Annotated in this window: 14 protein-coding genes; 4 read left to right on the top strand and 10 right to left on the bottom strand. The window is 34.6% G+C overall.

Features of this window, described 5'->3' with window-relative positions; all coding sequences use genetic code 11:
* Nucleotides 1–53: 53 nt before the first annotated feature.
* The 10 genes from KO494_RS09650 to KO494_RS09605 form a co-directional block, all read right to left on the bottom strand.
* Complete coding sequence (locus tag KO494_RS09650) at nucleotides 54–1,187, bottom strand: alpha/beta hydrolase (RefSeq protein WP_215967396.1); 1,134 nt, start codon at nucleotides 1,185–1,187, stop codon at nucleotides 54–56.
* A gap of 33 nt (nucleotides 1,188–1,220) precedes the next feature.
* Entirely contained in the window at nucleotides 1,221–1,427 is a 207-nt protein-coding gene (locus KO494_RS09645; RefSeq protein ID WP_215967395.1) for a hypothetical protein, read from the bottom strand.
* 91 nt (nucleotides 1,428–1,518) lie between these two features.
* Nucleotides 1,519–3,105: an arylsulfatase gene (locus KO494_RS09640; RefSeq protein ID WP_215967394.1), complete on the bottom strand. Its 1,587-nt coding sequence runs from the start codon at nucleotides 3,103–3,105 to the stop codon at nucleotides 1,519–1,521.
* 28 nt (nucleotides 3,106–3,133) lie between these two features.
* Complete coding sequence (locus KO494_RS09635; RefSeq protein WP_215967393.1) at nucleotides 3,134–4,672, bottom strand: arylsulfatase; 1,539 nt, start codon at nucleotides 4,670–4,672, stop codon at nucleotides 3,134–3,136.
* Nucleotides 4,673–4,731: 59 nt separating this feature from the next.
* Nucleotides 4,732–5,916 carry a DUF6786 family protein gene (locus KO494_RS09630; RefSeq protein WP_215967392.1) on the bottom strand — a complete coding sequence of 395 codons (1,185 nt, stop codon included), beginning with the start codon at nucleotides 5,914–5,916 and terminating at the stop codon, nucleotides 4,732–4,734.
* A gap of 192 nt (nucleotides 5,917–6,108) precedes the next feature.
* A complete protein-coding gene (locus tag KO494_RS09625) occupies nucleotides 6,109–7,602 on the bottom strand; it encodes an arylsulfatase (protein WP_215967391.1) in 1,494 nt (497 codons plus the stop codon).
* 27 nt (nucleotides 7,603–7,629) lie between these two features.
* Complete coding sequence (locus tag KO494_RS09620; RefSeq protein ID WP_215967390.1) at nucleotides 7,630–9,513, bottom strand: sulfatase; 1,884 nt, start codon at nucleotides 9,511–9,513, stop codon at nucleotides 7,630–7,632.
* A 68-nt stretch (nucleotides 9,514–9,581) separates the two neighbouring features.
* Nucleotides 9,582–11,474, bottom strand: coding sequence for a sulfatase (locus KO494_RS09615; RefSeq protein ID WP_215967389.1), 1,893 nt, complete (start codon nucleotides 11,472–11,474; stop codon nucleotides 9,582–9,584).
* A gap of 33 nt (nucleotides 11,475–11,507) precedes the next feature.
* The gene (locus tag KO494_RS09610) at nucleotides 11,508–12,692 is read right to left on the bottom strand and encodes a putative glycoside hydrolase (RefSeq protein ID WP_215967388.1); all 1,185 of its coding nucleotides are present in this window, start codon (nucleotides 12,690–12,692) and stop codon (nucleotides 11,508–11,510) included.
* Nucleotides 12,693–12,737: 45 nt separating this feature from the next.
* Nucleotides 12,738–14,261, bottom strand: a complete 1,524-nt coding sequence (locus KO494_RS09605; RefSeq protein ID WP_256447836.1) for an alpha-L-fucosidase — start codon at nucleotides 14,259–14,261, stop codon at nucleotides 12,738–12,740.
* 216 nt (nucleotides 14,262–14,477) lie between these two features.
* Between KO494_RS09605 and KO494_RS09600 the strand changes: the two genes are divergently transcribed.
* The 4 genes from KO494_RS09600 (at nucleotide 14,478) to KO494_RS09585 (ending at nucleotide 22,269) form a co-directional block, all read left to right on the top strand.
* A complete protein-coding gene (locus tag KO494_RS09600; RefSeq protein WP_215967386.1) occupies nucleotides 14,478–17,603 on the top strand; it encodes a TonB-dependent receptor in 3,126 nt (1,041 codons plus the stop codon).
* Nucleotides 17,604–17,766: 163 nt separating this feature from the next.
* Nucleotides 17,767–19,536, top strand: coding sequence for an alpha-L-fucosidase (locus KO494_RS09595; RefSeq protein ID WP_215967385.1), 1,770 nt, complete (start codon nucleotides 17,767–17,769; stop codon nucleotides 19,534–19,536).
* A gap of 11 nt (nucleotides 19,537–19,547) precedes the next feature.
* Nucleotides 19,548–20,696 carry a putative glycoside hydrolase gene (locus KO494_RS09590; protein WP_215967384.1) on the top strand — a complete coding sequence of 383 codons (1,149 nt, stop codon included), beginning with the start codon at nucleotides 19,548–19,550 and terminating at the stop codon, nucleotides 20,694–20,696.
* 22 nt (nucleotides 20,697–20,718) lie between these two features.
* Nucleotides 20,719–22,269: an arylsulfatase gene (locus tag KO494_RS09585; RefSeq protein WP_215967383.1), complete on the top strand. Its 1,551-nt coding sequence runs from the start codon at nucleotides 20,719–20,721 to the stop codon at nucleotides 22,267–22,269.

Here is a 22,269-nt window from a genome sequence, read left to right as displayed (position 1 = left end):
ATTAATTTGTTAGTACTCTTTTTTTATTGCATTGTTTTTAAATAGTAATCGATTTATTCTAAATGAGAAGCAAAGTAATTTATTGTTGTTACTATTATTGATTCTCGTGTTGGATTAATAGCTGCACCTACTTTTCTCCAATTATGTCCTGCGTTTTTTACAATTAATGTGGTTACAGGTGCGCCAACTTTATTCGCTTTTTCTGCCATATAATAAGCGTGTTTTACTGGGATGGTAGTGTCCTTGTCTCCTTGGATCATTAATAACGGAGCACTGTTTTTATCTAAATAATTAATCGGACTCATTTCCTTATACAGTAATAATTTGTCTTTCGGTTTGGTATCTGGTTTTGTTATTCTTGCACTAAACCGATCTTTAAAGTTTGGGTTGTCATCATGATTGAATAAACTTATATTCTCAAAATCGCAAGGACCATACCAAGATACTCCAGCGACCATATTATACCTATAAGAAGCCAAATCAGGATCACCTTTTAAAGTTTCTGGCGCACTTAATAATAACATTTGGGAAATATGACCACCAGCAGAATCTCCAAAAGAGAAAAACCGATTAGCATCAATGCCTAGAGCTTCGTTATGTTTAGATAAATACCGTAAAGCATCTTTACTATCTATTACGCAATCTCTCATGCTGGTATCGCCTCCATTTTTCCAAAGTCTATAACTTACAGATACCACACAAAACCCTTTTTCTAAAAGTGCTGTATGCACGGTTTTAAAAGAAGCATTTGCAGCTCCATGTCTGCTACCATTTGCCCAGCCACCTCCATGTGTGTAAATAACTACCGGTAGTTTTTCTCCTGCAATTCTGTTTTTCGGATAATAGATATCGAGATATAAATTTTCTTCTTTAGTTTCTTTATATAATACATTCAATTTTCTTTCTCCGCCTTGATCTAAATAAGGAATTTTAGTTGCTGAGAATTCTTCTTCACTCACAGCATTGTCTTTGTTAAGATCTAGTTGTTTTAAATGTTTCCAACTTCTGCTATTTTCTTTTTCAAGAAATTTCCCGTCTTTATTTTTATCTAATTTTTGCCAAGATTTTTGAAGGTATAGGTCACGATACGCTCCGTTGGATTGATCTTCGGTTTGTGCAAATCCATTTAAAAAAGGAAATGTAATACATAGTATTACTAATAAGGTGTTTAATTTTGATGCTGTCATAATTCGGTTAAGAGTTATCCCTTTTTATTTTAATTATTTATTACTATATCCTTGACTTTTATAAGTCTCTAAAAGGTTGTTTAATTCTTCAACAACTTCTGGATGTTCGTTATACAAATTGTTCTTTTCCGTAGGATCATTAATCATATCATATAAAGTTGCTGGAGCTTCGTTAGGTTTTGGTTCTATATTTTTTGCTTTGTAAAACCACCGGAACCTAATTCTGGAGTGAATTTCCACTTGCCTTTTCTAATGGAAAACATGCCGTAAAGTGAATGATGCACAACCGCTTCTCGAATTGGTGTTTTTAATTCAATTGTTATTGGAATAATTATTCTTTAAACGCAAAATTTGCTTGTGGCCACTCTCCCATTATAGCATCGTTTTCTTGCGTTTTCCCTGGTGTACTTCTACCATCCCTTATTTGTTGGCTTAATATGTCTTTCAATTCCTTAACCTTTTCAGGGAATTGATCTGCAACATTATTTCGCTCTTTCACGTCCTTTTTTAAATGGTATAGAATCTCTTCCGCAGTAACATCTTTATGTTTTTTTGTTGCTCCAGATGCCATAATACCAGAATTAGGAGATACAATTAATTTCCAATCTCCTTTTCTAATAGCAAAAACACCATACTTATCATGATGAATGGTTGCGTCTCTTAAGTAATCTCCTTCATTGGTTAGTAAAGGCATCATGCTAAAGCTATCTTCAGCTTCATTATCCTTAAAATCATAATTAATGATTTCTGCGCAAGTTGCCATAAAATCTGTTGTACAAATGGTTGCGTTTGAAACGGAATTTGGTTTAATTGTCCCAGGCCATTTTACTAGAAAAGGTACTCTATGTCCGCCTTCTAAATAACTTCCTTTATAACCGCTGTAAATATAACTTGGACTGTGTTTTTCTTTTTTTAATGTTTTTAAATCGTTTGTAGTAGCGAATCCATTATCACTTGTAAAAACGACTATGGTGTTGTCGTCGATACCCTGTTCTTTTAATGTTTCAAAAATAGTACCCATTAAATCATCAATCATGATTACAAAATCTGCATAAGGACTGCCAATTTCGCTTTGCCCTTTCCATGGTGCAATTGGTAAAACAGGATTATGCGGAGAAGGTAAGGGGATGTACATAAAAAAAGGTTTCTCTTTATTGGCATTCTCTTTAATAAATGAAATCGATTTATTTACAACGTTTGGTAGTACTTCCTCGTGTTTAAAATCTGCAGCAATGTCACCTCTTATCCAAGTGGCATAAGGGGATTGTTTTTTAGTTTGTGCGGAAATACCTGTTGGTACCATGGTTGCTTTATTATTTTCGATATATACAAAAGGTGGCATATTTAAGGATGCTGCAATCAAATACGAATAATCGAATCCCATATCATTAGGTCCGAATTTTAAAGGTTGGCTATAATCGATATCCTTGAAATTCAACCGATCGGATTTGTTTGAGAAATGATCAAACTCCGTACTATTGTTTTTCATGGTCCAATTTAAACCCAAATGCCATTTTCCAATACTTGCTGTTGTATAGCCCTTATCTTTTAGCATTTGCGCAACCGTTAATCTACCTTTTTGAATTAAACTAGGAGAATTTCCCCAAGTCACAAATTCTTTTAAAGGGGTTCGCCAATTGTATCTTCCGGTTAAAATACCGTATCGTGTAGGCGTACAAACCGCAGAAGAAGTATGCGCGTCTGTGAACATCATACCTTCTTTACCCATTTGATCTAAATGCGGGGTCTGAATTTTGCTATTTTCATTATAGATGCTTAAATCGCCAATACCCAGATCATCTGCTAAAATGTAAATAATGTTTGGTTTTCTTTGATCTTGCTCTCTCTCTTGCGCACATCCATTCTGTGCAAAAAAGGGTACAATTAGTAAACAAATAATTCTTAGTTTCGTTTTCATCTTAAATTTTGTTGTTGTATTCTTCTTTCTAATTCCCTGCAGCTATGGTGTTATATTCTTCTACAGTCATCCAAGTTAAATCCTCCCAATACCCAGTATCATTATTTAGATTAGCTCCTTTAGTAGTGCTTCCGCTAGCGATAATTGTATTGATTTTAGTTTTTAGATCTTTTACCTTTTCTGGAAATAGCGTCGCTACATTTTTTGCTTCCGAAGGATCTGTATCTAAGTCATATAATTCTATTCCTTCCGATTTTATTTTAGAAGGTAAAAGCAATTTCCAATTTCCTTCGGTAATCGCATATCTACCAATTCTTCCTTTATCTCCTCTGTTTATAAGAGGCAATCGGTTATAGGTACTATTCGTTGTGGTTAAAACGGAAGCAAAACTCTGACTATCTTCTCCTGCATTTTCGGATAGATTAACTCCTAATAGATCAGCAAAAGTAGCTAATAAGTCAACTTGTCCAACAGGTTTATTCCATGTACGACCAGATTCTTTAATGCCCTTTGGCCAACGCACCAAAAATGGTACGCGATGTCCTCCTTCATACACCGAACGTTTTCCTTCTTTAAATCCGCCTCTACTGTCATGATTAAATTCTTCGATACGTTTATCCCAAGATTTTTCAGGACCATTATCACTAGTGAAAACGACCATCGTATTGTCTTTTAATCCAGATTCTTTAAGGTAATTTAATATTTGCCCGATATGATAATCGGTCTCAATCATAAACTCACCATAAGCACCAGCGTTTCCTTTTCCATGAAATTCTGGTAGAGGAGCAACTGGATAATGTGGAGAGGTATACGGTAAATACAAGAAAAAAGGCTTGTCGTTCTTAGCATCACTTTCCACGGTCTTCATCCAATCGATAGCTTTTTCTGTAAAGCGCGTTAAACATTGATTGTCTACAAAATCTGGAGCAACTTCAAAACCAGGTTTTCCTAATTTTTCTTTTGTTTCCTGAGAAGTTGTTTCATAAGGAGGCAGGATTCGGTAATCGACATGTCTATCATTTTTCTTTTTATTGGTAAAAAGTGTTGGAGGGACTTTAGCAAATCTTCCTTCAAACCATGCAAGAATACCAAAATTTAAGGAAGCTGGTACGCCATAAAAATAATCAAAGCCTTTGTCTAAAGGCATATCTTTTACAGGCTGTGACCAATCTCTATTTTGTGGCGTTCCTGGGAAATCCATTCCTAAATGCCACTTACCAACCATTGCTGTATGGTATTCTTGTTTTTTTAAAAGAGATGCCAATGTTTCCCTTCCGTCTTCTATCAAACAGGTAGCTTCCGATTGCATCACACCATTTTTAAGTGTTGTTCTCCAACTATAACGTCCTGTTAACAAGGAATATCTAGACGGTGTACATACTGAAGAAGCACTGTGCCCATTGGTAAAGACAATCCCTTCTTTTGCTAAACGGTCTATATTTGGCGTTTTAAATTTAGCATTTTCGTTTAATGCACTTACATCTCCGTATCCTTGATCATCCGTGTAGATTACAATAATATTGGGTCTATTAGATTGCTGGGAACATGCTGTTGATAGGCATATCAAACCTAGATAAGATACAAATATCAAATGTTTTATAAATTTATTTTTGAATCGCACCATGCTTATAGAGCCTTTATAATTTCTTCTAAACCAACACCTAAATTTTCAATTGCAATTTCATTTAATTCATTTTCATTTCCTTGTAAATGAATGGTGGTTTGAATATGAACCATAGTTTCCTTTGGATTTAGGGCTGCGGCTGGTGATGAGGTCTCTAACTCATAAAAGGGTCCCATTGGTGGTACTCCTGCTTCTGGAGAACCATCGTTATAGGCATTTATGACATCTCCCGCATAAGGTTTTTCTTGGTGCTCCCATGCTGAATTTACATATCCATGAGGTGCTTCTTGTGTATTATAAGTTACCAAAGTCAAAACTTTTCCTAGGGCATCATAGCTTCCTGCAATACCTTTTGTGCGTTTTGAGTTTATGCCAATCTTACTGCGTTTTGTGCCATCTCCCTTAAAAAACAAAACTTCTTCTTTTACTTCTAAATAGTCCTTAGGTACCTTACCAAAATATGCGTCATTTACCTTTTCTCCCAATTCAATTTCACTTCCTTCTTTAAAAGGAATAACTACAGTTGTTTTTGGTGAAGGGTTGTACATTCCTAGCATCCAGATAGATGGTAATCCAGTTTCTGGAATCCATGCAGCCTCTCCAATATTTGTGATTTGATTATTCGTTTCGTAACCTACAAATTCAATTTTTGTAGAAATATCTTTTTTAATGATTTTTTTTATTGCGTTTTTATTTAAAATAGTTACAGAACGACCAATACCCATTTTAAAAACAGTACCACTCTTATTGATCAGCTCACAACTATGTTCAAACTTAGCTGCGTTTTCTGTTTTAGAAATTAATGTAAAAGCATCTGTATCTATAACTGCAGGAGTTTTCCAATTAGAAAAATCAAAATTATCTCCTTCTTTAAAAAAGAGAGAAAACTGACCACCTTCTGGGCCTAACCAAAAACGCTCCTCACCTCCAAAAACATAAATTTGATTTTCTAAGCGTCCTTTACGTTCTTCTTCCGTTAAGAAACCTGTTTCAATTACTTTTTTATTAATCCAACCAAAACCTGAACCTCCAGCTAAATTTGTTGTACTCGTCATGACTCGACCTTGATATTGTGGTGCTATAGCCAATGCACTATTTCCTTCTTGCAAAACAATAATATCTGTATGTTTTTTTAGAAAGTTGAGGTCTTTTATAAAACTGTTTTCTTTTTTGATGGTATCAGTCATAGTTATGAGATAGTAGTGTAATGGATAAATTCTTAATAAATACAAATCGTTTTATTACGAAATAATAGTTTTTAAGGTTACTAATTTGCATTTTCTTTTAGGATAATGTTATATCTAATTCAACCTAAGAAATGTCTTATTTAAATAATTTGTGTGGCTTGATACGAATTCGAAATTATTGTGTTTTCCTTTTTAGTTTTTTTCTATAATTTCATCCTTTGGACTCCAATATGGAATACCTTCGACATCTAGTTGCTCATAATACTTGATATGTAGTGGTTGCTCTTTTATTCGCTTTCTATTTTCGTTTACCATTAATGGAATAGAGGCAGACCACCATTCATTATAAGGCTGTTGAAGTTTGGCAACCACTTCAGGGTTTTCTAAAGCTACATTTTCACGCTCACCAGGATCGTTCATTACATCATATAATTCCTCATTATTTACAAAACGCCATTGCTGACTTCTAATAGCCATTTTCTTGTATTTGGCTTCGTCTACCATTCCTGTTTTCCAACGTCCGCAATGCACAAATAGCAAACGATCTTCCCAATTTGTCGCTGTGTTTTCTAAAAGAGGTAATAAGGATAAACCTTCTAATGGTTGCATGGTTTCAGGAAGTTTAGCACCTGTTAATTCGGCAAAAGTTGGATATAAATCGAGGTGTGCAGTAAGTTGATTAATGTCTTTTCCTTCCGTTAAAACACCTTTCCAATACAAGAACAGTGGTACATGATTTCCACCTTCATAAGGTGAATTTTTACCACCTTTTAAACCGGCATTAAAATGTCTTATTTTCTCGCCATTTAACGTTCCGCCTAAATGCGTTGCGCCATTATCTGTGGTGAAAATAACCAAAGTATTGTCTAAGGCATCCCATGCTTCAAGTTGACGCATTAATCTTCCAAAATTGTCATCGATGTTTTCAATCATGCCATATCTACTTGCAGTACCTTCATCATAGCCTAAAGCTAAAAAACGTTTTTTGTATGCTTCAGGTGCAACTAGTGGTGCATGAGGTGCGTTAAGAGATAGATAGGTGAAGTACGGTGTTTCTGTTGTAATCTGTTCTTTTGTCCAGGCTAAAGCTGCATCGAAAAACACATCCGTACAAAAGCCTTTTGTTTTTACAATGGTTTCATTGTGTAGTAAAACATTATCAAAATAGACGTTCTCTTTATTAGGAGGGAAATCGCCTAAACTGACTTGACCAATGCCACCACCACCATGCATCAGTACTTCATGGAAACCTCTGTTTTGTGGTAGGTATTCCTCTGCATCTCCCAGGTGCCATTTACCAAAAAGTCCGGTTTGGTATCCTGCAGATTGCAACGCTTGTGGAAGTGTGTACACATCTAAAGCCATGCGTTCACGCTCTAAAATAGTATGTGTCACACCAGCTCTAAATTCATGACGACCACTTAGTATAGCCGCTCGCGTTGGTGCACAAGTCGGACTTACATGGTATTCTGTAAAACGAGTTGATTTTTGATAAAACGCATCTATATTTGGCGTTTTTACAACCTCGTTTCCCATACAAGAAAAATCTCCCATACCTTGATCATCAGTCATTACAAAGATGATGTTAGGTCTGCTATTTTTTAATGCTTTAGCATTTTCTTGAGCATAACCAATTTGTATAATAAATAGGAAGCACAAGAAATAGGTGACAACTGTATTTTTCATGATTCCTATTTTATATTCAACGTTTAATTACTTGATTTTATGAAATGCACCTTTTACCATAAATCGGTTTTCATCAATTAAAATGATACCGTATTCTATGGCTTCTTTAGGAACCGTAAACGAGTATTCTAAATTGTTTTTCCCAGCGTCTACAGGTATTCTGATATACGTGGATTTCACTTTGCTTTTCTTACCTTTTTTCTTGGCCTTCGCCTTGTCAGATATTTTTACAAGCGCATAACTTTCAACTACATTAGATTTTCCTTTTTCTAATTGAATAGCAACTTTACGTGATGTAGCATCTAAAACATCAGTTACAATTACAGGGATAGCAGTTGCCTCTTTATCACTTTTAAATTTTGAAGGATCTTTATAAGGCAATTTAGCATCGTAATCTTTTAGATATTTTTCCAATTTGGAAGCTAAGGCTTGAGTGATTTCTGGTGCTTCATTGGCAATATCATTCTGTTCTTCTAAATCATAGCGTTTTCCATCCTTATATAAACGATGCAATACGTAGTTACCAGTGATAAAGTTTTTATATAATTTATAGTCTCCAGATCGTATAGCAGATTGGTTTTTAGTCTCGTCACCATAAGGGTAGTGCCACCATAAATCTTCTCTAGGTTTTCCGTCTTTATTTAAGACTTCCTTTTCATTTTTTAATAAGACATTCGAAATATCTAATCCGTCTAGGTTTGCACTATACTTTTCCGGTATTTTACTATTGGTAAGGTTCAAGATTGTTGGAAAATAATCTAACTGATTGATTAAAACATCTTTTGTTTTTTCTTTAGGTATGTTTGGTCCCGAAATAAGCATTGGTACTCTAATACCGCCTTCTTCCGAATATTTTTTACCCTTATCTAAAGGAGCATTATCAGACATTACTTCTGCTCTACGAGTTTCCGCTCCACCATTATCAGATGAAAAGATGATGTATGTAGTTTCGTATAATTTTTTACCAGGATTTCTGGGGTCATCTGTCTTCTTTAGTAAATCTACAACACGACCTAAACTCCAATCTAAGGTAGTTACCATAGCGCCAAAATAAGGATTATTCTGACCTTCTTTAGTCCATTCTGTATCTACTTCTGGAAGTTCTACTCCTAATTTATCACAATAATAGTCTAATAATTCACGGTTTTTAGAGTGAATAGGATAGTGCACCATCCAATGTGCTAAATATAAAAAGAAAGGTTCTTCTTTGTTGTTTTCTATGAATTCTAGTGCGTTTTCAGTAACGGCATCTGTTGGATATGAAATGCCGTTAGGGTTTTCCTTTGTGAAAGGAAAGTATTTTTCTTCACTTAAACGATACGCATCATTTTTATCATGTGTTGCAAAAGCATTTAAGCGATTTTTATCTCCTTTCGGTCCTTGATGTGCTCCTCTAGATTCATGTGCAAAATCAAAACCTTGATTGGTTGATTTTTGAATCTGAAGTGCTCCTGCATGCCATTTTCCAACGTGTCCAGTTCTGTAGCCATTCATTTTTAAAGCTTCTGCAATCGTGAAGTTTTCAGGCATTAATCCTTCAGGGAAATACGGACTCATATATTTTTCAGATCTCTGAGCCTTAGGAATTCCTCCGCCACTAACATTGGTTATCCCTGTTTTAGCAGGATGCAATCCGCTTAAAAGTGCAGAACGAGAAGGCGCACATGTAGGTGCAGGAGAATATGCATTGGTGAAATTGATAGCATCTTTTGCTAATTCGGCAATGTTTGGTGTATCCCAAGCACAAGGCGCGTCCAAATCGTTTAATTCTACGTCTTGCCAACCTAAATCATCGGCATAAAATATAATAACATTAGGTTTTATTAAGTTGTTTTTTTCTTGACTAGTTATATAGTTTGAAGAAAAAAAAGCTAGTAATACTAGGGCTATGAATGTTTTGTTATTTTTCATTGTATTATATATTAAGCAAACGAGATACTGTTCTTTTAAGATAAGCAGTATCCCATTAAAAGCTTTTTTTAGTTGATGTTATGAAATTCACCTTGTACCATAAATCGGTTTTCGTCGATTAAAATAACTCCATATTCTATAACTCCTTCAGGAACAGTAAAGGTGTAGTTTAAATTGTTATTTTCTGTATCTAAAGGTATTTTAATAAAGGTAGTATCGTGTTTTCCGTATTTTCCTTTTTTACCCTTCTTTTTTAATATCGATTTGTTTGCAATTCTTACTAGAGCATAAGCTTCTACGACATTGTTTTTCCCTTTCTCTAAGCTAATAGATACGTTACGTGATTCAGTATCAAAAGAGTCACTAGAAATAACTGGAATAGAAGCTACATTTTTATTAGTTCCATCTTTTTTGAATTTAGAAGGATCTTTATAAGGCATTTGCGCATTATATTCTTCTAAATATTTTTCTAATATTGCAGATAAGTCCTTAACAATTTCTGGGTTTTGAGCAGCAATATTATGCTTTTCTTCTAAATCTTCACGTTTTCCATCATTATACAAACGGTATAATTCATAAGTATCAGGAATTAAATTTTTGTATAATTTGTAATCGCCATGTCTAAGTGCAGATTGCATTTGAGAATCTGTATTGTGAGGAAAATGCCACCATAAATCTTCTCTTTCATTTCCTGTTTTATCTTTAACAGTCTTATCCTTATTTAATAACACTCCAGTAATATCTAAGCCGTCTAAATTTGAACTATACTCTTTAGGTACAGTACTATTTGTAAGGTTTAATATTGTTGGAAAAAAGTCTAACTGATTAATTAATACATCTTTTGTTTCTCCTTTTGGAATATGAGGGCCAGTAATCACCATAGGTACTCTAATACCGCCTTCTTGTGCATACTTTTTACCTTGATCTAATGGGAAATTATCTGTAACGATATCACCATTTGCTTTTTCTACTCCTCCGTTATCGGAAGAGAAAATAATATAAGTAGTTTCAATTAATTTTTTACCTGGATTTCTTGGGTCGTCTGTTGATTTTAATAAATCTACCACACGTCCTAAGCTCCAATCTAAGGTAGTTACCATAGCACCGTAAAAAGGGTTGGTTTGTCCGCCTGTTTTAATTGGAATATCTTTGGTAGGCATTTTTACTCCTAATTTATCACTGTAGTATTGTAATAACTCCTTATTCTTAGTGTGAATAGGTGCATGCACTAACCAATGTGCTAAATATAAAAAGAACGGCTCGTCTTTACTAGATGTAATAAACTCTAATGCTTTTTCGGTAACCATATCTTTCGGATACGAAATACCGTTTGGAGATGATTTTGTAAACGGAGGATATTTTTCATCACTTAAACGGTAAGCATCTCCTTTATCATGAGTTGCAAAATTGTTGATACGGTTTTTTTCTCGTTTAGGTCCTTGGTGTGCACCTCTAGATTCGTAAGCAAAATCGAAACCTTGATTGGTTGATTTTTGAATATCTAGCGCTCCTACGTGCCATTTTCCAACATGTCCTGTTCTGTAACCATTCATTTTTAATGCTTCTGCTATTGTAAAGTTTTCAGGCATTAATCCTACAGGATAAAATGGAGTTACATAATTAGATTTTTTAGAGGTATTAGGTAAAGTTCCTCCGCTTACATGTGTTACACCCGTTTTAGTAGGATGTAAACCAGAAAGCAGTGCTGCTCTAGATGGCGCGCAAGTTGGAGCAGGAGAATAACCATTGGTGAAATTGATACCTTCTTTAGCAAGTGCGATTATATTTGGAGTCTCCCAAGGTGTGGGCTCATCTAAATCATTGAGTTCTGTGTCTTGCCAACCTAAATCATCTACATAAAAGACAACAATATTTGGTTTAACTAAATCTTTCTTTTCTTGGCTAATAGCGTCATTAGCAAAGAACAATAAAATGGTCAGCGTTGTTAAAAGTGATTTCATTTTTTTTTGATGTATAAATAATTACGGGTTTGTTTATTTCCAATGTAATTGGGCGGTTTGGTTTTCTATATCTAGCCAAACATCTAGATGTTCAAAAGATCTTGTATAAATGTATCCTTCACGTTTGGCATAACCTTTTGGTGCTCCCAGTTTTTTCTCATACTGAGGAAACGTTTTAAGCCAAACGGCAGAACTTCCAACAGCATAACCATCATGTGGGTATACGTAGCTGTATTTTTCAGCACAAACTAAAAAAATAGCTAAGAGATAATCTAAGCGTTCTGTGAAATCTTCATTTATGTTTATTTTTTTTCTAGCGTCATCGATGCCTTCTTCTGCGTTTTTTAGTCCTTTTCCAATGCCTAGAGACATAGCTATTACGTTGCCTTCTCTTGCTGATTTTTGAACAGCCTCAATGCCTTTTACTAGGTAGTCTTCATAAGTCATGCCAGAATTTCCGCGTTCAAAACCTTCCAGGTAAGAACCATCAAAAAATTTCAAGTATTCTCTACCCGAATCTTCAAACTCTGGACGCACACGAAGGATATTTGCAAGGAGCAAGTTATCGGTTCCTATTTGCGATTCTAAATCTGCCATCATCGATAAGTAGCCCGTTTTAATAGCTTCTTGTTTTTCTTTTCCAACACGACTGTTAAAGAAAGTAGGCACTAAAACTTTAATGTTAGCATCTAAAAATACACCATCAATAACAGGGCTTTCGGTAACTTCTTTTACGTGATTTAACCAATACTTTCGAACGTAATCTTGTGAAATATCAAAGAATCCTGTTTTGCGATTCGGCATTACTGCTTTGTTTCCTTTAGCGTCCACTAATAAAGCCTCTGGATGTTTATCTAAAAATGCTTCATCTTCAGCATAACCTCCCCAATTGATAACCACATTTTTATAGTATAAGATGGTGGCATTCGGGTTAATTTTTTTTACTGCTTCGGCAGCTTTTATAGTTCCTTTTTCTGTGGATCCATAGGTTTTGCTTCCTGTTGTTTTTTCGAAGGTTATTAAAGGGTGCTTGGCAATGTATTCTACCTCTTTCTTTGTAAACGCGGTAGATTTACGCAAATGCATATACAACGGCATTTTATCCCAAGAAAATTCTGGTAATTTATGTTTTACTGCAGCAGTTTCTACCTTTTGCGTGACACATGCACTTAAAGAGACTGCTAATAAAACGAGTAAAAAGGAAGGTTTAAAATGCATTATTATCTCTTGTTAAGTTGATTATTATATTTTTTGTGACTTTGACTATTCTGTAATAATTTTAAAACAAATTGCCGATGGATTTGGGATGTCTTTAAAATCATGTTCAATAGCCAAACCATCTTTACTTTGGCTCCAGTTGATTTTTTCATCACTACCTAACAACTGTATTTCTTGGATGTTTTTTTGTAAAAGACCATCTTTTTTAAGTGTTTTAATCAAAATATCCTCTGTAGGTGGTGCTAAAAGAAAAGCGTAAATGTTTCCGTCTTTTGTGGTGAAACGAATATCTTTTTCAGAGAACTCTTTTAGGTTTTCACCAGCTCTTTTGGTTACGATTTCTAAAGGACCTTCCCCAAAGGTTTTCCAAGGTCTGGTTTTATAAATACCATCTTGATTGGTTTTTACAAAAGCACCAAAATCGCTAAGCATTTTAACTTGATTCTCAGGAATAGTACCATCCCCTTTTAAAGCAATGTTAATCATTACTACCCCGTTTTTACTAATGGCATCAATAGCATTACCAATTAAAACATCTAAAGACATTTTGGTAAAAGAATCTTTTCTATAAAACCAGCTTCCAGATAAATCGGTTGCCCAAATCCATGGATGCGCTTGTTGTTCGCCAAACATCCCTCTTTCTAAGTTGTAGGTAAATGCCGCTTTATTCTCTTTTGCGTTTTTAAACGATAAAACAGTGGTTTGTTTTCCGTTATTCTCTTTTAAATCTCTATTTAAATAATCGGAGAATAGTTTCACACCCAATCCTTTCCCTGTTTTTATAGACGGATAAGGCGAGTCGTTATTAAACATATCAGGATCGTATTTTTCTATTAAATCCCAAGAGCGTTTGTACCAATGTTCGTTCCAACTATCTTGGCTAGCAAATTCTTTGGTATCATAATCCATGTTGAAGAATTCCCATTCCGGAGTGTCTTCTTTTTGAAATTTTCTAGCCGTTCTAAAAAAGCGAGGAGACCAATATAAGTGTGTAGATACGCCAAATTTTAAATCGTGTTTGTATGCAGCGTCTTTCCATTCTCTAAGAATATCTTTTTTCGGACCCATTTTTACGGCATTCCATGGAAAGAAGGAATCATACATGTCAAAATTATCGTGATGTGTTGCTACTGGCATGATAAAGCGTGCCCCAGATGCCTTTACAAACTGAACAATAGCATCGGCATCAAATTTTTCTGCTTTAAAGTTAGGTATGAATTTTTCATAACCAAATTCTGAAGGAGCACCATATCTCTCCGTGTGCCATTTCGTTAATCTAACCGTTCGCATTCTGTCTGGTTCGTTTCTAGCATCATAATCTATATCGCCATACATTCTTCTCCCATAATGCGATCCATCATCTACTCTATTTTCATCAATAGAAGAAGGAATACCCCAATGCATCCATACCCCAATTTTACCATCTTGAAACCATTCTGGAACCTGGTAGTTTTTCGCCATGGATTCCCAGTTAGGTGCTATTGTTTTTTCGGACAACTTCGTTTGACTAAAAACAAAGCAAGTGCTGAATAGTAATAAAAAGATTGCAGTGCGTTTCTTTAGGGTCATATTCTTTATGTTTTATGGGGTACACAAATTAACCATTTACTTCTTAAGAAACGATTCTCTATTCCGTCATTTTCTTGCTGTAAAAATTCAAAAGCACTGATAACGCTAAGCTATCGGGGGTTTTGGGTGAAATGAGAAAACTTTAAAAGGAATTGAGCAAGTTCAATTCTCTTATTTGTCACATATTTGTATTCTAACAAACCAACTCATCAAGTCATGAAAAAAAATATTTCTAAAAGTTTACTGTTTTTGGCATTGCTACAATGCTTTATTGGTTTTGCTCAAGAACAAGTTGTTACTGGTAAAATTATTGATATAGAAAAAGCTCCGTTACCAGGGGCTAGTATTATTGAAAAAGGAACTAGTAATGGTACAATGTCAAATATGGATGGAGATTATACTTTAAAGTTAAAGAATGCAGATGCTGTATTGGTGTTTTCTTATGTAGGTTTTAAGACTGTAGAAAAGTTTGCTACAGGAAAGAGTATTATTAATGTTCACATGGACGTGGATCCAGAATCTTTAGATGAAGTAGTTGTAACAACAGGAATTAGAAGTTCGCAATTGCGATCTGTTAAAGAAAAGCGAGAAGCTACTACGGTTATAGAGTCTATAACACCAGAAGATATTGGAAGTTTTTCGGATAGTAATGTTACCGATGCTTTACAAAGAGTTGCTGGAGTTCAAATTGAGAGAAATGATGATGGTGTTTCTGGAGATAGAGTTTCTATTAGAGGAATTGGGCCACAGTTTGTTCAAGTAACTATGAATGGTCGTTCACCAATTTCTGCAGGAAATGAAGGGAAATCAGATTACCGAAAATTTAACTTAAATGTGATTCCTACCGAAATTATTAATGGTGCAAGAATCCATAAAACAACACAAGCAAAAGAGGTTTCAACAGCTATTGGTGGAACTGTAGATTTTCAAACTTTAAGACCATTAGATAAAAGATACAAAAAGAAGAAAAATTATTTTGCTAGTGTTAATCTAAGAGGAGATAGTGATTCTTATTTTGAAGATATAGATTTTAGTCCAAGAATGTCAGGAGTATTTGGTGGTAAAATACATGAAAAACTAGGAGCTGCAATTTCTATAGTTTATGCCGATGATTATAATCGACGTGAGGAAGTGGGAATGCGTGGGTATAGAAATGTAAATTTTTATGAAGATACCAATAGCAATGGCTCTTATGAAGATGGAGAAAATGCGTATGAAAACATTTTAGTGCCAGCAACTATAAATAACGTAATAAGAAAAGATGATAGAGAACAACTAGCAGTATCGGCGGCAATTCAATATAAACCAGTAGAGAAGTTAGAGTTTGTATTAGATTATACTTTAACTAGATTACGAGCTGCTTCAGACAGACAACAGTTACAAATGTCAATGGCTTCCGGTGGAGACAATAATGGATTGTTAGGTGCTGATAACTTTTTTACACCAGAGAGTCTAGTCTTTAATGGAAATAATTTAGCTTACATCGACGCTGCTGGAGCTAACCAATCCAGAGTAAATATTCAAAATAAAAATCAATTTTATAATAATAATACCACTAATAATATTGTTGGGTTAAATACAAAATTTACGCAATCCGATAAGTTTAATATTAGTTTTGATTTATCGTATTCTGATTTAGATTTTTTCCAAAACTTAACACAAATTACCTCTAGATTAAAAGGACAAGATTATGATAATAGTGTTTTTAGTTTGGATTTGAGAGGAAATCTTCCTCAATATGGATTACCAGATGAAATATTGGATCCAACTGCATTTGGATTAGTTTCTTCAACAAAAAGACATATTAGAACGAAGGGATATAATTATGCTTCTAGATTAGATTTAGAGTATGAATTAAATAAAGACATCATGTTTACTGTTGGAGCAAGATCAGCAGTAACAGATTTTGAAGCAAGAGAAGCTCAGGCAAATGCAGACGATATTTATGGCGATTATACGGACTCGCAATTACAGGAATTTACAGATCTTATATCTTATAACAATTATTATACCCCAGGGGAGTTTCTATACGGTGAAACAGGTTTAGATCAATGGATTAATATGCCGGGAAATGCCGTGTTAGATTTAACACCAGGATTTAATGATTTAGATGGTGGTGGTGTTTTTAATTTTAATACACCAATAGATGAATTGATATCTTTAGATGATAATCTACAATTTAATCCAGCAAAATCTTATGGTGCATTAGAAAGAAGTTTTTCTTCCTATGGGCAAGTAGATGCGAAAACAAAAGTATTTGGTATCCCATTGATTTTAAACTTTGGAGTGAGAGCTATTAATACTGTGAATGAGTCTAGAGGATTTACAGGAGTAGAACAATTTGATCCAATTGCAGAAACTAGTACTGTTGTAAGTGAGGCTATATATCATGAAGTAGAAAATTCTAGATGGGATATATTACCTAGTTTTAATGCTAATTTTAAAATTAAAAGAAATTTCAACTGGAGATTTAGTGCTGCTAAAGGAACATCAAGACCAAAGTATAGAGATATGATGCCAAGTAATGAGGTGGAATATTTAGATCCTACCTCCGAAATATTCAATCCGAGTTCACCAGATTATGAACCAAATTTAGGGACTAGTTTATATAGAGGAACAATCCAATCTGGAAATCCAAAGTTAAAGCCGTATTCCGCATGGATGTATGATACTACCCTAGAATTTTACAGTAGAAATGGTGGTGCTATTGTTGGTAGTGTTTTTTATAAAGACATTAAGAATTATATAGGAAGACAAACATTAAATGATCAAGCATATCCAGGTGTAGAAGAGTTAGGTGTAGCATTACCTGCAGGTCAGGAAGATTTATTATTTGATATTTCGACACCTATTAATATAACCAACGCACAACTTTACGGATTTGAAATCGGTTTTAACCAACACTTTACATTCTTACCAGGTTTTGCAAGCGGATTTGGTTTACGTGCAAATTATTCTTTTGTGGAAAGTAATTTTGATGGTGCTGTTGGTGATGCAACGAATGGTTTCCCTGGTACGTCTAAACATAACTTTAATTCGGTGATGTACTATGAGAAATACGGTTTCTCTTTTAGATTCACAGCTGCCTACAGAAGTAATTACCTTAGTAATTTAGGGGGTATTGGATCTACACGTGCAGACGAAGCGCATTATACCGAAGGAACTACTTTGCTTGGTATCAATTTAAAATACAAGGTTACAAAAAGTTTACAAGCAAGTGCTGGAGTAAGTAACCTTACCGGTGAAGATACGCGCAGATATATTGGAGACGATACGCAAAACTTAACTTCTTATTACCAAAGAACTCCTACCTGGAAAGTTGGTTTAAGATATAGATTATAATATACAATACGAATACTATAATTTTCTGGAGAGGTATTAAATCAAATTAGGTGATGCCTCTCCAGAGAATTATAACGGATGAAAAAGTAGATGCTTTTTGTCCGAATTTTAAAAGAAAAATAAATTTAATAATAGTACACATATGTTTAGCAAAAGATGTTTAATGTTTTCCGTTTTAGCAATCCTTTTGGGTGTTGCAAACCTGGATGCACAAGAGAAAGATAAAAAGGGGATGGAAGAAATGTGGGGAGAAACCACAGTTTCTGGAGACGCCTTAAAAAGTGGAAAAGCAAAGTTGTTTGATGAAGGAAACTACGGAATGTTTATTCATTGGGGCTTATTTTCAAATCTTGGTGGCGTATGGGAAGATAAAACCTATTACGGAATTGGGGAATGGTTAATGAGTAAACGTGTTGCCAACATTGCTCCAAAAGAGTATATGGAAACCGCAAAAACATTCAATCCTACTGCATTTGATGCAAAACTGATTGCACAATTAGCAAAAGATGCTGGTATGAAATATATTATCATTACTAGTAAACATCATGAAGGTTTTGCAATGTTCGATTCGGAAGCTAGTGACTTTAATATTGTAGATGCTACACCTTTTGGTAGAGATCCAATGCACGAGTTATCTGCTGCTTGTAAAGAATTAGGTCTTGGTTTCGGATTCTATTATTCGCATAATCAAGATTGGACTGCTCCAGGAGGAACTAGAGGTCCAGAAGTGGATGAAAAAGGAAATAAAGCAGATTTTAAAGATTACTTCTATAATAAATGTAAACCTCAGGTTAAAGAAATTTGTACTAATTACGGTCAAATAGATTTCGTTTGGTTTGATACACCAGGTGATATGCCAGAAGAATATGTGGTAGAATTAGCAGATATGGTTAGAGAATTACAACCAAATGCTATGATGTGTAGTAGAGTTGGTTATGGTATGGGAGATTATGCTAGTATTGGTGATATGGAAGTGCCAACTAGAAATGTAGAAGGATTATGGGAAACTTGTGATACCAATAATGATTCTTGGTCTTATGCTTGGTATGATAACAACTTTAAAAGTCCTAAGAAAATTTTAGGAAGAGTAATAGAAACCGTAGCTAGAGGAGGTACTTATTTATTTAATGTAGGTCCAGATAGTACTGGTGCTATTCCAAACATTGGAATAGAATTTTTACAAGAATCTGGGCGTTGGATACAAAAATATCCACAAGTAGTTTATGACGCAGGTAGTTCTCCTTGGGGTTACGCATTACCTTGGGGTGATATTACAACAAACAATAACTCTCTTTATTTATCGGTAGGACAATGGCCAACAGATGGTAAGTTATACGTTCCTGGTTTAAAATCGCAAGTGAAAAGTATTTCACTTTTAAATGGAGCAGAAAGTAGCGCGTTACAATTTTCTAAAGAGAACGATTGGTTAATTATTGATGTTCCTTACAAAGCACCAGAAGAATTAATTTCTGTAATTCAAGTAGAACTAGAAGATGCAGAAGCAAAGGTAGAAACCAACTTAGGAATCTATCCAAATGTACCTACCAGATTATTAACCGAGTTTGGAGTTGCTGAAGGCGCAGAGCAAAAAAACGTGCGTTGGATGGAAAAATTTGGGGAATGGAAACATGCAAATCAAGTTAGCGATTGGCAAGAAGGTGGTACGGTTACTTGGGAAGTGAATGTGCAAAAACCAGGATATTATTATTTAGATTTAGAATACAAGGGTGAAGGAAGATTGGTTTGGAATACAACTACCGATGAAGGTGTTAAAGTTCAAAACCAACAAGCTGCAACCGATAAGTATGCATTTCGTAGAATGGGTATCCTAGAGTTTAAAACTGCAGGAAACCACGTTATTAAAGCAGGCTTGGTAGAAGGTGATGTAAAAACATCTAGCTTAAAATCGATTAAAATTTCACCAATAAAATAAATAAAAGCATAATGAAGTTCCCTTTTCTACATACCTCTTTATTTTTAGTCGGTTTGCTTTTAAGTCAAACGGCATTTTCTCAAAGTGATGCACATTTTCCAGAATTTAGTTGGGATAAAGTTCCTGTAGCTTTTCACTTCGGAAAAAAAGGAGGCCTTTTAACCAAAAAGGAAGCCAAATTTGTTGCTTCGCATTCCAACTTTACGGTTTTAGAAAAAGCACATGGTTTTCCAAAATATAAATATTCAGAAGATGCTATTGCTGCAGATGCTAAACTGTTAAAAGATTTAAATCCAGACATGAAAGTGGTTTTTTATTGGAATGCTTTTTTAGATTATAGTATGTATAAAGCGCATGAAGATTATCAAACAAAATCCCATTGGTGGCTTAAAACAAAAAATGGAGAATTAGATTTAAAAGATGGTAAACTAAAACGCTATGATTTATCGAACCCAGAGCTTAGAGATTGGTGGTCTAATATTGCTTTAGAAAATCTAAAGAATGAAAATATCGATGGTGTTTTCTTTGATGCATTAGTACAGGTAACCAATCCCGGAAATAAAAGATTATGGGGAACCGAAAAGTTTGATGCCATTCAGCAAGGATTAAAAGATTTAATTAAAGAAACTAGAGATAAAATTGGTGACGATAAATTAATCGTTTATAACGGTATTCGTTCTACACCAATTAGAAATGTAGGAAACAATTTTCCTGAAAATACAGATGCCATCATGATTGAGCATTTTGGATATTTTAATAGCAAAACGAAAGAAAGTATGCTAGCAGATATTCAAGAAATGGAACAGGCAGGTAAGTCTGGTAAGATTGTAGTATTTAAGACTTGGCCAGAAAATGCATGGGTAAACAAAAAGTTTATGGCTAAATCGGAAAAAGAAAAGGAGGAAATTTCTAAAGAACATATAACTTTTGCTTTGGCTTCTTTTTTAGCTGGTGCACAAAAACATTCGTATCTAATTTACAATTGGGGATATCGATTAAGTATGGGGTCGCTTTTATGGTATCCAGAGTTGGATAGACCTTTAGGAAAACCTTTAGACGAGATGCAAGTTAAGGATTGGATTTTAACCAGAAATTATGAGCATGCAAGTATTTGGGTCGATTTAGAAAATAAGAAAGCAACCATTGACTGGAAAAATTAAAACAAAAAAGAAAACAAAAACCATGAAAATAAGTGCCTACTTTTATGTTTTCATGCTGGCGTGTTTCACATCTTGTCAACAACAAACAAAACCAACAAAAAAAACACAACCAGATAGTAAACCTAATATTATCATCTTTTACGCCGATGATATGGGCTATGGCGATTTGGCAATTCAAAATCCGCAATCTAAAATACCAACACCTAATTTAGATCAACTAGCTGAAGAAGGTCTGCTAATGACAGATGCTCACAGTTCTTCTGGTGTTTGTACACCAAGTCGATATGCGTTGTTATCTGGTCGTTATCATTGGAGAGACTTTAATGATATTGTGCATGCCATGGGAGAATCTGTTTTTAAAGAAAACCAGGTGACTCTACCTAAAATTCTTAAAGCAAACGGGTATCATACAGCAGCAATTGGTAAATGGCATTTAGGTTGGAATTGGGAAGCCATCCGCAAGAAAGATTTTACACAAAAAGAAACCGTTATTCGCGGAAAAAAGGAATTGGAAATTTGGCCAGCACAAGCGTATGACTGGAATAAAAGTATTCCTAATGGTCCGTTATCTATCGGCTTTGATTCCTATTATGGAGATGGAACTATTAATTTTCCACCGTATACTTGGATTAAAAATGATAAGGTTACCGAAGCTCCAACCATAACCTTACAACTTCCAAGAAACGATTTTCCTCTAGAAGGTAATTGGGAATTAAGACCTGGTCCAGCAGTTAAAGATTGGGATTTTTATAATGTTTTACCAACGGTTACAAGTACTGCAGTAACTTTTATAAAAAATCAAGAAAAGGCAGTAAAGCCTTTCTTTTTATACCTTCCTTTTCCTTCTCCACATGCACCAATAATTCCTAACAAAGCATTTAGAGGAAAAAGCGAAGCAGGCGCTTATGGCGATTGGGTGTATCAAACAGATGCTGCTGTGGGGCAAGTTTTAATCGCTTTACAATCGATTGGTGCAGACGAAAATACCATTGTAATTTTTACTTCAGATAACGGATCAGAGCGTTATGCTTATGATCGTATTAAAAACTACAATCACGATAGTTCGCATCCGTTTAGAGGTGTGAAAAGAGATGTTTACGAAGGTGGACACCATGTGCCTTTTATTGTAAAATGGCCAAATAAAATAAAAGCAGGAACTACAAGTCATCAGTTATTTAGTCAAATAGATATTCTAAATACGCTTGCTACTATTACCAATAGTGATTTACCAAAAGGTTTTCAACACGATAGTTATAATTTTTCAGAATTGTGGTTAACAGAAAACAATGAGGTTGTTAGAGAAAATATGATTCATAATACATTTACATCCAAATATGCCGTTAGAAAAGGGGATTGGTTGTATATAAATAATAAAGATGGCTATCATGCTAGAATTCCAAAATGGTTTGAAGAAGGACAACGTTTTGAAAAGGCTACAGATAGTGTACAACTCTTTAACTTGAAAGAAGATATTGGACAAACGATTAATTTAGCCAGTAAATTTCCAGAGAAGGTGAGTGAATTAGCAGCAGCATTAGTTCAGGAACAAAAAACAGAAACGTTTAAAAATTAA

The organism is Lacinutrix sp. C3R15 (genome assembly GCF_018860825.1).
GTDB lineage: Bacteria > Bacteroidota > Bacteroidia > Flavobacteriales > Flavobacteriaceae > Oceanihabitans.
The sequence above is the reverse complement of the archived record's forward strand: the minus strand, read 5'-3'. Positions and strand labels throughout refer to the sequence as shown.